Source organism: Paenibacillus sp. lzh-N1, from assembly GCF_002872435.1.
GTDB lineage: Bacteria > Bacillota > Bacilli > Paenibacillales > Paenibacillaceae > Paenibacillus > Paenibacillus polymyxa_C.
In genome coordinates this window covers 3,806,751-3,819,853 of sequence record NZ_CP025696.1, presented here as the reverse complement: position 1 = coordinate 3,819,853, position 13,103 = coordinate 3,806,751, and the positions used below count along the sequence as shown (strand labels likewise).

Here is a 13,103-nt window from a genome sequence, read left to right as displayed (position 1 = left end):
TCACAACATCGACAACTTTTACTTTTCTACGCTCTTATACCATTCGTTTACTTCATTTGTAATTTGTTCGCCACCAGCGGCTTTCCACGTCTGTACAAAGGTATCAAAAGCAGAAATCGGCTGTTTGCCATAAATAATTTCATTGAAGGTCTGGCTTTCAATCTTATCCAGGTAATCTTTTTTAGCCTTCATGGTTGGCGTAGTTGGTCCTGTGAACTGATCTTTCATAGAGATATCCTTTTGTTCCATAAGCACTTTGGCCGCTGCGGGAGTGTCTTTCCCGTAATTCACCATTACATCTTTCTCCAGTCTGGTTTTCGGTTCTGCACCGTCAGCCAAGCTTAACAAAGCCTTCATTTGGGCATCAGGGATACGTGCACCATCACGAACCAGCAAATAACGAATAGAGTTTACATAACCGCCTGGTATTTTATCAATAGACATCAGCTTTCCATTGGCATCTAAATCATAATCGTAGCCCTTAAACAGCCCATTCGACAAGTCACCGTCCGGTTTGGCATTTGCATAATGGTCAAACAAGTAATTTTGATACGTGAAGAAAGCTTCAGGATGCTGCATTTGTTTGTTGATGAGTACGACACCATTGGTGTACTGCGTTCCATGGCGCATAGCTTTGTTGTCAGGTCCCGCTGGAATCTTGATCGGCTTCCATACAGCACTCGGCGCATTTTTAACCGTATCCTGGAGCGGCCAACCGCTCATCCAATATGGTCCTGGAATCATCCCGGCTGTCCCTGCAACTGTAGGTTCTGCCGTTTTATTTTCATCCCACAATGCTGCTTCCTGAGGAATATATCCTTTTTTGAGCCACTCGCTCAGCTTTTGCAGACCCGGCTTCATGCCAGGCTGAACAGAGCCATATTCCAAGCTACCGTTTGCACCTTTGTTCCACTGTTGGGGTAGTGTGCCATAAGCTCCGAAAATCCAGGATGGGTCACCCATCCATGTGTTCATGGATGTTTTGAAACCGATGCTGAGCGGGGTCACTTTGTCCGGAGCCAGTCCGTCTGGATTTTTGTTTTTAAAGGCATCCATCACTTTTTCCAGATCATCTATCGTCTCCGGAGCCTTCATCCCCAGCTTATCCAACCAATCTTGTCGTACCCACAATACATAATCATGGTTATAAGCGAAATCAAGCACAGGGATACCCATTTTTTTACCATCTCGGCTATACTGATTCCATACGTTCGTATCCTGACTCATGGCCTGCTTCCAAGAGTCCGAAGCATATTTATCAAATAATGGGCCAACTTCAGCGAACATACCGGAATCGATCATATCCTGGGCCAGCTGCTCATTCTCCGTCCCCAGTACAACGACATCAGGCATCTCCTGACCGGAGGACATCGCCAACCGCAGCTTGGTAGCAAAAGCACCATTTGTATCCGTGACAGACCAGAGTGATTTTACATTAATACCAAATTTCTCTTTGGCCCATTTTGTCGCAACGTTATTTTCGATAGATTCGCCATTTTTAAATTTTAAGGCGGGATCTACACCCCATACCGTGGATATTGTAACTTCTGGGTTGTATTTTTCTTTGTATACGTTTTCAGTTTTAGCTGTGCTGTCCGCATTCCCATCATTTCCTGCACCTGAGCAGCCCACAAGGCCAACCCCTAATACCATAGTTGCGGCGAGCAACGACAATAGCTTTTTTTTCGAATGAACTCGCATCTTGTTCCCCCTCTAAAAATCATTTTCTACTCTTTTATTATAAGAGGGCTTTTCTTAGCAGCCTATGTCACAAAATAAATATTTCTGCACCTTTCCCAACTGATCTTTACTCATTTGTCTTTACTGGTCCCGAAATTCATGCGGAGTCATTCCATAATGCTTTTTGAACATCTTGCTGAAATATTGGGGATTCTGATAGCCGAGTTCAGTGGTTATTTCATATATTTTTTTGTTGGAATATTTGAGCAAATAAAGAGCCCGTTCCATTCTCATTCGGATAATATAATCTCCCAGACCTTCTCCAGTTTCAGCTTTATAGATTTTAGACAAATAGACGGGATGAAGATAAACTTGGTCGGCAATCGTCTTAACAGACAGCTCCTGCCCTTTATCCTGGGCGATCAGCTCCTGGACCTGCTTGACCACATAGCTTTTGGCGCTTTGCTCGCTTGCAGACCACTCGGCTTTAAGCTTGTTCATCATGGAAAATATCCACTCTTTGAGGTGTGGGAACGAATGAACCAATTTCTGCGCATGTAACGGATCAAAGCCTACTTGGTCCATCTGTGTAATGAAACGTCCTTGTTTGTGAGCTGTATACATAAAGGCGCTCGTTACCGAAATAAACAGTTCATATAAATGCTCGCGTGTATATCCCGCCTCTTCCATTTTGCTAAATACACGGCTTACTTTTGCTTCGGCCTCTTCCCATTGCCTGGACTCTAGCAGATGAGTAAGCGTAGGGTGCGTATAAAGCCCCTCCAGCGACTTCACTGAGTTGTGTGACTGTTCTGTCTGCTCTTCTATAAATAGCAGTGGATTCGTCTCCTCCTGTTGGTTCCAATATATGGATCTAATCGCTGTCTGATATAGCTTAGGCAGCTCATCCGGGAAATGAAACCAATTCGTTAATGTGACGTAAATTTCCCCTTTCAAGTAATTGCTCACATTTTTTCGAAAGGTTTCAATCGCTGCACGCAAAAAATGATTCTGCTCATCCAGAGTCCGTTTAGGAAACAAATCCCAATTCCCTTCTATTAATACGATTAGGCAATCATGTGGCGCTTTGCAATGCCAAACATGAAAATAAGGAGCGAACACTTCTTCTGCAATATTCCCAATCGCATACTCAATTAAGGACACTGAGTGATAATCCATGTCAGAAAATTGCTTGCCCAGCTGAATAAGCAGCATACTGGCAGGATGTTCTGTGCGTAGCTTGATTTCGTACTCGGACATTTTGTCCTTTATTTTTTGTACAGTCAAATCACGCCCGAGTAACAAATCGTGCATCAAATGAGTGCGCAGCACACCGTAATCGTTCCTGCGACTGTATTGTAATTGATGAACCTTGTCGAATGCTTCCCATTCTTCCTTTAGCGAATCCATGGCAGCTGACACACATTTGATAAACTCTTCATCATCCACCGGCTTTAAAATGTAATCAAAAGCCTTAAGCTGGAGCGCTTTTTTAGCGTATTCAAAATCAGCATAGCCTGTCAGTAATAAACTACGGATATGCGGCCAACGCTCGTTTACTTCAACAATCAACTCCAATCCCGTCATGCCGGGCATACGAATATCCGTAACCAGAATATCAATATCGTATGCTTCCAGCACATCTATTGCTGCCAAGGCAGAAGCTGCTTGATGAACCTTCTCGATTCCCAACGTCTCCCACGGTATAGTAGCCGCCAGGCTTTCAGTAACATAGCTTTCATCATCCACTAGTAATATCTGAACCATCAGTATCCTCCAATTTACTATTTCTTGAATTTGACGAAGAATGGATCAAACCGTCTTCCTGCCCTTCTTCAATTGACAGTGGCCATTTTAAAATCACTCTCAATCCTCCCAACGGAGACAACGAGAATTCCAAGCCCGCGTTTTCACCAAAATGTAACCGCATTCGTTGGTGCACATTCCATAAACCATAACCACTTTTTTCTTCTACAGGTTTCTCTAGTGCTAATGTAAGGGACGTTATACCTTCATCACTCAAACCGAGCCCGTTATCATCTACAATCAAGTACATGGATGAGCCAACACACTCAGTCATAATACGGATGATCCCCTCCTCCGCCTGAGGTTCTATTCCGTGCAACACCGCATTTTCCACCAGGGGTTGCAACACAAGCGGTGGAACCAGCAGAGGATTGGCCTGTGAAGAAATATCAATAGTGAACGTTAACCGTGGCATACGCATCTGCTGAATTTTCAAATAATATTGCACAAACTCGACTTCATCTGATAAAGGAACCAAATCTCTTTCCTGTCTTGTCGTATAGCGATAATATTTGGATAAATTATGAGCCATGGCCACGACTGCCTCATGATTGCGCAACTTTGCCATACTCGTAATAAAGGAAAAACAATTATAAAAAAAATGGGGATTGATTTGAGACTGGAGCTGCTTTAGACGTGCTTCCTTCACATGGAGCTTCTCAACGTAAACTTTCTCAAACAGCTCCTGAATCTGTTCGACCATCAGGTTGAATTGACGTGACAGAAATGCAAACTCGTGACTGCCCTTAGGACTCAAACGAACAGCGTAGTCTCCATCCTTTAATCGCCGAAATGCCCGCACAAGCTGAAGAATCGGGACTTGTACCTGTGAGTGAAGGAGATAAGCACCAATGATGCCTACCAGTAGTGAGCCAACAACGGTTATATAAAATAGTCGGTTAGATGAGTAAATCGGAGACATCATATCGGACAAAGGCATGTAGTCAATCAAATACCAGCCTGTCGTTTGCGAAAGAACGGCGTGAACAAGGTAACTCTCTTCTCCAATTTTCACGGTCAAATTATCAACTTCATGTAATCCCAATTTCTCCAGTTTCGCAATCAGCTGGCTTGACAATTCTGCATTTGCAGAGCGATTATAAATCACTCCTACGCCTTTTTTATAATAAAAAGGCTCCTTTCGTCCATCGCCTTTAAAGCGGTCAAGCATGTCCTGAATATTGCTGCTATCGAATTCCACTTTAATAATCGTGTTAGCGGTTTCCGGATTAGCTAGAGAGGAAAACGGGGATAAGGTATACAATGAAAATATAAATTGATCCTTACCGTACACTCTTTTCTTAGATACCTGCCAGCCGTTTGTAATCGATTGATTTAATACCTTCTGATCATAATAACTGGCTCCATTTTCCGATACAACTCGTCCAAGTGAAGGGGAATATATACTCAGCCCTGTTCTCCAGTTAGAAGAGCTTTCCTGAAGCCCAAGCTTGGTTTGAATCCGCTTGACCAGGTTAATTCCATCCAGATTGAGAGTCTTGTCCTTTAAAAAAATCGCTTGGAAACTGGCAACATCAGGATCATGAATCAGCAGGTGCGGCCAGGAAGAAATCATTTCAATATTCGTATTCACCTGGTTTTGAAAAAAAGTTAGCTGATTATAATTGGATTGATTCAGTTCCTCACGTAATACACCTGTCGTTGTCTGATTAGAGTAGACATACAGAAGCAGCACAGGTATCAGCAATACGATAACGATGGACACGATTTTAGTATAAAAATTAAATTTAAACATGAGTTTCACACATCCTCTGCACAAAAAACAGGCATACTTAAAAGGTATGCCAGAGCCCTGACCTTCGTTGCCGCCACTACATACTATACATTATTAAGGGTTGGCGGTGATAATATGTTTGACGCTAAGCAAATGGAATGGTTAGACCAACTATCTGCTGAAGACCTGGCCATTTTAGCTGCCGGCTTCAATACACTAGGTGATTTTTTTGATTTTCTGGCGCTGATTAAAGCCAAACAGGAAACATCTAAGGAGCTAAAAGGTAAAAACACGAAATCAAAAACTATTTAATAACGAATTTTACACGAGTTCCATCCTCATACTGATCTAACTGGTGACTGACCCATGATCCTGCCCCACGGTTATCCTTAGGAGCTATGTATTTGACATTTGCACCCTTTCCCCCTTCTGAGCACATAGCCATCGGCCATTCATCACGATCAAACCCTTTACGAGTAGGAACACCCGCAAGCGAATGCTTACGATTTTGCTCGGCTCCTTCCCGGTCAATTGTGCATACTGGTGATTTTCCCGCTTGAATGGCTTCCTTAATATGCTGCGCCGTTTCAGGATAACGACCTGACGGAAATTGCAGCGTTACCTGAGCTGATGAAGGCGGGTTTTCTCCTGTTATTTTTGTAAAAAGATTGTCTCCTTCAACCCAGTACGCGCCCACAGCTAGCAGCACTAAGGCTATAAAACTTAGTAACTTTTTCTTCAATTTCCCTCTTCCTTTCAAGCTATTCCAGTAAATGACCTTCAGCTAAGGCAATCCCCAGATTTTATTTTTTGTAACCCCTTACCGACTATAAAAAAAGATTAAATATCCGACGACAAATAGTATAGAGAGGAGGTTGTACGAATGAACGATGAGATCCAACTGGCCGTGAGCCAAATGCAAGCTGTTGTAATCCGGTTACTGAATGGAAATACCGTAATTGGCTGGCCTAAGCTCCTATCTGACCAAGAAACTCAGCAATTCAAGCTCTACGATGACGAACACGTATATACGATTTCCGTTAATGACGTGGATACAGTCGCAAGAGTTATTGTATAAGATACAGGAAGCACTTAATGAGTCATCCAACGGACAAGCCCAAACAAGGCGCACCACAGGAGAAGACTGATCAGAATTCCCCAAAATAAACCTTTAAAAAGCTTCATACCATACTGACAACCTTTCCGACTGGGCTTTTTCCCCATTATAACATGTCAGAAAGACAGCTGTCGCAGCACGCTCTTACATTGTCTTTGTATCATATATTTCAAATTTTGAAATCACGATACCAAGGGAAAAGCGCAAAATTCCGAAATTATGCCTGATCACCAATGAAAATGCAATCATGACATAATAAAAGTCACAATTTAATCGAAATTTAATGAAACTTTTCCGAAAATGATGTATAATTATTGACATAACAAAACGCACGAGGTGATCATCATGGCATTATTAAACAGAGTTAAAGAATTAAAATTACAACTGCCTAACGAGCATCATAGCATTTCACAATACGTGGAGCATGCACTGCATTCGATTGACAGTTTTGTAGAACAACATCGTCAATTTGTAGCCGCTCAAGCTTTATATGGTGAAAAAATCAATGGTACGGAAGAAAGATTATTTCGCGACACAATTGCTGAGATTAAAGCCCAACTGGTAGCTACGCTGGAGAAAACAGTTGAAGATTTCGCACATAAAGGCGATAAGCACTGGAAAAATCATTATCAGGACGGCGTAGAATAAGCTAAAAATAAACCCCCGGTCTTTGGACCGGGGGTTTATTTGACATACGCCAGGTGTGGTAATGTGCGTTGACTATTTTAAAACTTTGGCAGATGTCGTTACCTTCTTACCACCATAGACTACTTTAATACTGGAGCTTCCGCTATCCAATGCCTTCACCTGACCAGCTGTAACCTGTACGATCGACGGTTTGGAGGATGTCCATACCGCTGAATTGGTCACATTTGCAGTCGCGCCTGAATCATAAACGGCACTCACGCTAAGCACTTGAGACGAGCCTTTAGGCAGCTTCAGGTTTTTATTGCTCAATACCAGCTTAAGCAATTTAGGTGTAACCTTAATCTCCACGTTAAACGACTTATCCTGGTACGTACCCGTAATGGTTGCTGTTCCAATTCCAACAGCTTTAATGGAAGATCCTTTTACGACCACCACAGAAGCATTTGATGTTGTCCATTTCACTTTACTGCTCAGGGTAACTTTTTTACCATCTGTATAATTGCCGACGACTTTGATGGACTTACTTCCCTTCAAATTCATCTCAGCATTCGAAAAGCTTGGTGTCAATGTAGAAATGGCTCCCTCCACAATGACAGGCACTTTCACGTATTTATTCATATACATTGCCTTGATTCCCGAGTTGCCACCACTCACCGCTTTTACTTTTCCATTTCCTACAGTCACTGCGGCTGTTGTAGCTACCCAGCTTACCTGGTTGGTCACATCCAGTACTCCACCACCAGCCATGTGTGCTTTTACGGTCGGAATACTTGTTTCTTGGCCTGCAACCAATACATACTTCTTCTCAGAAGCCGTCAGCTTGAGAACTTTATATTGTACGGTCACTGGAATGTCCAGCTTGAGCGCACCTACTGTCGCTGTCAATGTTGCACTACCTGGGTTTACTGCAACCAGCTTACCATTTACAATCTTGACTGCACTCTCACTGCTTAAGCTCCATTTTACATCGGATTGAACTGCTTTTTTGGCTCCATTGACCAAATAAGCAGATATACTTGGAAGAGAAGTTTTGCTTCCAGTTTCGAGAGTCAGACTGGCTTTGCTTGAGACCAGTTTTTCAACAGTTGGAAGTACATTAATCTTCAGAGTCTTACTCAAACCATGATAGGAGGCTGTAATCGTCGAATTCCCTACATCCATCGGTGTGATTTTACCTTGCTCCACCGTAGCAACCAATGAATTAGAGGAAGTCCATTCTGCTGTGTTGGTCACATCTGTTTTTCCGCCAGTCAGGTTCACATCGGTTGCAGTAACCTGAATTGGGGAGCTACCCAGATAGACCGATTTGGAGCCAGAAGCACTCAGTACCAGTGCCTGGGATGAAGAACGCACATACACGATCAATTGTGCATTAAGTCCATCTTTGGTGGCTTTAATGTAAGTCACGCCTTTGGCAAGAGGACGTACAAGTCCATTTTCTACGGTAGCAACAGCTTCATTCGTAGATGTCCATTCCACGCCAGACACATTTTCCGTGCCGCCTCCGCTAAGCACACCTTGAGCAGTCAGTTGCTTCGATTCTCCGCCAATGGTCAGATTCAGAGGACCCGTCGGATTGAATTGCAGCTTGCTGTAAGGCGATTTTACCGTAATCGTCGTACTTACTGTTTTCTGATCATATGTGGCAACAATCTTAACCTGCCCTTTGGACACTGGAGTAATGAGTCCCTTTTCTACCTTTAAAATACTTGAATCTCCGGAGATCCATTCAGCTCTTTCGGTTACATCCGTTTTACCAGTCTGCGTCACAGACCACACTTTTAATTGAGCGGGGCTTCCACCCAGATTAACTGTGGTTGGATTTTGACTGTCCCACTGTACTGTGGAGGTCGTTTTCTCCTCAGCCCGGATCAAACCTGCTGGCCATGCTGCGAATACAAACATCAGCAAAGCAAGTAAGAAGGTACTCCGTTTGCTCATACGTTTCATACGCTCCATTCGTTTCTCTCCCTTGGTTTCATTCTATAAAACAGGATATTATTAACAATCCCATTATCTTTTATCGGTAAGCAGCTAACTAAATTGAACCCTTCATCAAAAAAAGGTGAATTATTACAGTTAAAGTTCTCCACGCAGTGACCTCACTACAAATAAATGCTCTTCCTTCGATAAGGTTTGTCCATCCTCAAGAGTCACATGGTCTGCCGAGTGACTAACCAGCTTTACATTGTAAGCAATCAGTTGATCATCTCTCCAAATCGTCACTGCCGACTGAAAATGAATGGCATTATCAAACTGTAACGGAACATTCATTACATAACCGAAAGTATTCAGCCTAGCTGGATGGCGGCTTTTACGCTCACGTCCCGGAGGAAGCATGGTAATATGCGTAATATTTTCAAAAGGAATAGCCAGCATTTTCGGGCCCAAAATAACGCATTTTCGTATATCATCCCATTTTTCAAGTGTGCCGCGCACCTTCTGGGTATGACCGTTGTTGCCGTGATATAAAATGACCTGACGTCCCTTCCATTGACGCATGTCCTCACCTCCCGTGCTAGCAGTTAGGAATCTCCCACTGAATCGGTTTCATTCCATGCTCCTGCAAAAATGCATTGGTACGTGAAAAAGGCTTGCTGCCAAAAAAACCTCTGTGAGCCGCCAATGGACTCGGATGGACAGATTTCAGCACCAAATGCTTACTGGTATTCACAAAACTGGCCTTTTTCTGAGCATGACTCCCCCACAAAATGAACACTACCGGCTGTTCACGTTCATTAATCGCTTCAATGACAGCATCCGTGAAACGTTCCCAACCTATTCCCTGATGAGATTGCGGTTGTCCTTCACGCACAGTCAACACGTTGTTCAGCAGCAGCACACCTTGCTCAGCCCAAGGAACGAGGTATCCCTGATTCGGAATGGGAGTGCCGACATCATCGCGTAACTCCTTATATATATTTTGTAGAGACGGCGGTGTACGCACACCAGGTCTAACAGAAAAGCTCAAGCCGTGAGCTTGTCCCTCTCCATGATATGGGTCCTGTCCCAATATAACCGCTTTGGTCAGATGATATGGCGTTAATTTGAGTGCTGAAAACAAGTCTTCTTTTGGAGGATATACCTTATGTAACTTGTACTCTCGAGCTAACGTATACCTTAATTCATTAAAGTAAGGCTTTTCGACCTCTTCTCGTAGTACATCATCCCAGTCATTCCCAAACATACCGCTGTCTCCTCTCAATATGTAAATCTGTGAAAGCTGTAAACTTTTGTCCAAACAAATAAAGCTGACCCCTCATCCGGAGCCAGCTTATTTATTCGTTACTTGTGTTCTATGCCGAAGGACCAGAAAAGTATTCTTACGATAGTCAACTACCGCGGGGTCTAAATTCGATTTCCTTATTATAGCATTCACGGTATTGATGTCAAGTAACTGAAAGCTTAAATTCCTCAGAAGAAAAGCGCTTTATTGCTGTATTGGTTACGACTTTGGATGAGCATTCAGGTATTCCAATGCATTGTATAACATAACAGCAGCCTCGGCACGTGTAATCGCACTTTTGGGATGAAAATTTCCCTTCCCATCCAGGACATTGACCTTGTACACTAGCGAGCGTTGAATGCTACCTTGGTAAGAAGGCTCCAGTTCGCTGTCATCCGCAATATTTGCAGGTGCGATTTTAATCATGGGAAGAGCGCCTGCTTTTTCCATGCCCTGAATCAACATGTGGGTGAACTCTTCCTTGGTCAGAGCTTTGGCAGGATTGGTACCTTTTGGAATGTCTACGCCATTATAATACGCGTTAATAAAAGCTTCAGCGTACCATGCGGTATCTTTAACCTGGGTAAACAATCCACTCGCCTGTGGCGCCTGGTTCAAATCAATGGCAGCCAAACTGAGCTGAAGTCCACCCGAAATCAACTGAATGCCTTGGGCAGCGGTCACTTTAGATGAGGGGAGAAACTGCATGTCTGAGACACCTTTAAGCAATCCCCGCTCTTTAAGGGAGATGATTTTTTCTTTGCCGTTTACATGGTCCAAATCCCTGAATTGACTATCTGCCGCAGACAAATGACCTCCAATCGAGAAGGACAGCAGAGCTACAGTCGTAAGGGCTGCGATTGCATTTTTTCTCATGCGCATGTTAAGTTCCACCTTGTAGTTGAATTAGGCCGCTTGGCCATTAACAACTTCTTGACGTGGTTCAAGCTAGAAAGGTTGCAGCAGACGCTACTAACCTAAAGTGAACGATCTAAGCTAAATAAAAAAACTCTCCTCTGCTTCTAGCAGGGAGAGTTTTTAGCTCACTCCATCGGATTTAATTGCGTGCTGGATTCAGCCTTGCTTGCAGTACCTTGTTAAATCCGTTTATTCTGTTTGTGGCTGAGCATTTGCCAATTTGATATGAACATCTCTCAATTGTTTGTCAGTAACCTCCGAAGGAGCTCCCATTAATACGTCCTGTGCTTTACTATTCATCGGAAAAGCAATAACCTCTCGAATATTCGATTCATTTGCAAGGATCATCACAATCCTATCAATTCCAGGTGCTATACCTGCGTGAGGAGGTGGCCCAAATTGAAAAGCATTAAAGAGTGCAGGAAATCTACTCTTGATCTCTTCATATGTATAACCCGCGATCTCAAAGGCTTTTACCATAATCTCTGTATCGTGGTTACGGACAGCACCCGAGGACAGCTCAATCCCATTACATACAATATCATATTGGTACGCCAGGATATCCAGAGGATTCATATTCAGCAGCGCATCCATACCACCTTGCGGCATCGAAAACGGGTTATGGCTAAACTCTATTTTATGAGTATCAGGGTCCAATTCAAACATGGGGAAATCGACAATCCAGCAAAACTTAAACGTATCCTTTTCCAATAAATCCAGCCGTTTGCCTAATTGATTTCGGACAGCACCAGCTATTTTTTCGGCATTTTTAAGCTCATCGGCAGCAAAAAACAGTGCATATCCCGGACCAGCTTGCGTTATATTCATTAATTCGTTTTTTACCTTCTCCGGAATAAATTTTGCAACCGAGCCGCTGAGAGACATATCATCATTGAACTTAATCCATGAAAGGCCTTTCGCCCCTGCCTCTATTGCAAAGTTCACTATATCGTCGTAAAAGCTTCTTGGCTGCCCTCCACAACCAGGAACAGCAATAACTCTTATCGTTTTATTTTTAAACACTTTAAAATCAGTCTCTGTAAAAAGCTCTGTAACATCATGGATAATTAATGGATTTCTTAAGTCAGGTTTATCGCTCCCATATTTGAGCATGGCTTCTTGATAGGGAATTCTACTAAAAGGCTTTGAAATTTTATAATTTGTAAATTCGGAAAAAACTTCATACAGCATATTTTCAACTACATTAAAAACATCTTCCTGTGTAGCAAATGCCATTTCCAAATCCAGCTGATAAAACTCGCCAGGCGATCTGTCTGCCCTTGCATCTTCATCTCTAAAGCACGGTGCAATTTGAAAATATTTATCAAAGCCAGAGACCATTAATAGTTGTTTAAATTGCTGAGGTGCCTGAGGCAAGGCATAAAATTGGCCTGGATGCACTCTACTAGGAACTAAATAGTCTCTGGCGCCCTCTGGAGATGAACTTGTCAGAATCGGTGTCTGAATCTCTAAAAAATCCAAATCAATCATCTTTTTTCGGATACTTTGAATTACTCTAGAACGAAGTACAATATTATCATGCAGTTTTTCATTGCGCAGATCCAGAAAACGATACTTTAATCTTAAATCTTCCCGAGCTTCATGTGCTGAAGATACTTCAAAAGGCAATGGATTCATGACCTTTCCTAACACTTCTATCTCCTTGGCAACGACCTCAATATATCCGGTTTTCATATGGGGACTGATCGTACTTTCGGATCTGTGACATACAGCTCCTATGACAGAGATGGTTGATTCCCTGCTGATCTTGGATACAAAATCCTTTAATTCATTAGGATCAGAGACAACGATTTGCGTAACCCCATAATGGTCCCTAAGGTCAATAAAAACAATCCCGCCAAGGTTACGAATATTTTTAATCCAACCTGCAATTCTCACGATTTCCCCGACATGCGTTTGATCCAGTTCTCCACAGTTATGAGTTCTATACCTATGCACAAAAACACCCTCTT

The 13,103-nt window shown here is 42.8% G+C and carries 12 protein-coding genes; 3 read left to right on the top strand and 9 right to left on the bottom strand.

The window, feature by feature from the left end; genetic code table 11:
• Positions 1-18: 18 nt before the first annotated feature.
• The 3 genes from C0638_RS17205 to C0638_RS17195 form a co-directional block, all read right to left on the bottom strand.
• Positions 19-1,701, bottom strand: coding sequence for a type 2 periplasmic-binding domain-containing protein (locus C0638_RS17205; protein ID WP_058712103.1), 1,683 nt, complete (start codon positions 1,699-1,701; stop codon positions 19-21).
• 120 nt (positions 1,702-1,821) lie between these two features.
• Positions 1,822-3,447, bottom strand: a complete 1,626-nt coding sequence (locus C0638_RS17200) for a response regulator transcription factor (RefSeq protein ID WP_058712102.1) — start codon at positions 3,445-3,447, stop codon at positions 1,822-1,824.
• The gene (locus tag C0638_RS17195; protein ID WP_058712101.1) at positions 3,422-5,242 is read right to left on the bottom strand and encodes a sensor histidine kinase; all 1,821 of its coding nucleotides are present in this window, start codon (positions 5,240-5,242) and stop codon (positions 3,422-3,424) included. The genes C0638_RS17200 and C0638_RS17195 overlap by 26 nt, the downstream gene beginning before the upstream one ends.
• A 114-nt stretch (positions 5,243-5,356) precedes the next feature.
• Between C0638_RS17195 and C0638_RS25405 the strand changes: the two genes are divergently transcribed.
• On the top strand, positions 5,357-5,533 hold the full coding sequence (locus C0638_RS25405) for a hypothetical protein (RefSeq protein WP_013371919.1): 177 nt from the start codon (positions 5,357-5,359) through the stop codon (positions 5,531-5,533).
• Here C0638_RS25405 and C0638_RS17190 read toward each other — a convergent pair.
• Positions 5,526-5,963, bottom strand: coding sequence for a NucA/NucB deoxyribonuclease domain-containing protein (locus C0638_RS17190; protein ID WP_013371920.1), 438 nt, complete (start codon positions 5,961-5,963; stop codon positions 5,526-5,528). The two genes, C0638_RS25405 and C0638_RS17190, sit on opposite strands and share 8 nt — an antisense overlap.
• A gap of 141 nt (positions 5,964-6,104) precedes the next feature.
• Here C0638_RS17190 and C0638_RS17185 point away from each other — a divergent pair, with 141 nt between their 5' ends.
• Entirely contained in the window at positions 6,105-6,299 is a 195-nt protein-coding gene (locus tag C0638_RS17185) for a hypothetical protein (RefSeq protein ID WP_013371921.1), read from the top strand.
• Positions 6,300-6,683: 384 nt separating this feature from the next.
• Complete coding sequence (locus C0638_RS17180; RefSeq protein ID WP_013371923.1) at positions 6,684-6,986, top strand: hypothetical protein; 303 nt, start codon at positions 6,684-6,686, stop codon at positions 6,984-6,986.
• Between the two features lie 72 nt (positions 6,987-7,058).
• Here C0638_RS17180 and C0638_RS17175 read toward each other — a convergent pair whose 3' ends face one another.
• The 5 genes from C0638_RS17175 to aspS form a co-directional block, all read right to left on the bottom strand.
• The gene (locus tag C0638_RS17175; protein WP_058712100.1) at positions 7,059-8,945 is read right to left on the bottom strand and encodes an Ig-like domain-containing protein; all 1,887 of its coding nucleotides are present in this window, start codon (positions 8,943-8,945) and stop codon (positions 7,059-7,061) included.
• 120 nt (positions 8,946-9,065) lie between these two features.
• Positions 9,066-9,488 carry a YolD-like family protein gene (locus C0638_RS17170; RefSeq protein ID WP_013371925.1) on the bottom strand — a complete coding sequence of 141 codons (423 nt, stop codon included), beginning with the start codon at positions 9,486-9,488 and terminating at the stop codon, positions 9,066-9,068.
• Positions 9,489-9,504: 16 nt separating this feature from the next.
• Positions 9,505-10,173, bottom strand: coding sequence for a uracil-DNA glycosylase (locus C0638_RS17165; RefSeq protein WP_058712099.1), 669 nt, complete (start codon positions 10,171-10,173; stop codon positions 9,505-9,507).
• Between the two features lie 258 nt (positions 10,174-10,431).
• A complete protein-coding gene (locus tag C0638_RS17160; protein WP_040103373.1) occupies positions 10,432-11,094 on the bottom strand; it encodes an S-layer homology domain-containing protein in 663 nt (220 codons plus the stop codon).
• A 225-nt stretch (positions 11,095-11,319) separates the two neighbouring features.
• Entirely contained in the window at positions 11,320-13,029 is a 1,710-nt protein-coding gene (gene aspS, locus C0638_RS17155) for an aspartate--tRNA ligase (protein ID WP_233902218.1), read from the bottom strand.
• Positions 13,030-13,103: the final 74 nt, after the last annotated feature.

Coding starts and splice junctions, on each gene's coding strand:
- C0638_RS17205 (WP_058712103.1), bottom strand. CDS start 1,701: ATGCGAGTTCATTCGAAAAAAAAGCTATTGTCGTTGCTCGCCGCAACT.
- C0638_RS17200 (WP_058712102.1), bottom strand. CDS start 3,447: ATGGTTCAGATATTACTAGTGGATGATGAAAGCTATGTTACTGAAAGC.
- C0638_RS17195 (WP_058712101.1), bottom strand. CDS start 5,242: ATGTTTAAATTTAATTTTTATACTAAAATCGTGTCCATCGTTATCGTA.
- C0638_RS25405 (WP_013371919.1), top strand. CDS start 5,357: ATGTTTGACGCTAAGCAAATGGAATGGTTAGACCAACTATCTGCTGAA.
- C0638_RS17185 (WP_013371921.1), top strand. CDS start 6,105: ATGAACGATGAGATCCAACTGGCCGTGAGCCAAATGCAAGCTGTTGTA.
- C0638_RS17180 (WP_013371923.1), top strand. CDS start 6,684: ATGGCATTATTAAACAGAGTTAAAGAATTAAAATTACAACTGCCTAAC.
- C0638_RS17175 (WP_058712100.1), bottom strand. CDS start 8,945: ATGGAGCGTATGAAACGTATGAGCAAACGGAGTACCTTCTTACTTGCT.
- C0638_RS17170 (WP_013371925.1), bottom strand. CDS start 9,488: ATGCGTCAATGGAAGGGACGTCAGGTCATTTTATATCACGGCAACAAC.
- C0638_RS17165 (WP_058712099.1), bottom strand. CDS start 10,173: ATGTTTGGGAATGACTGGGATGATGTACTACGAGAAGAGGTCGAAAAG.
- C0638_RS17160 (WP_040103373.1), bottom strand. CDS start 11,094: ATGCGCATGAGAAAAAATGCAATCGCAGCCCTTACGACTGTAGCTCTG.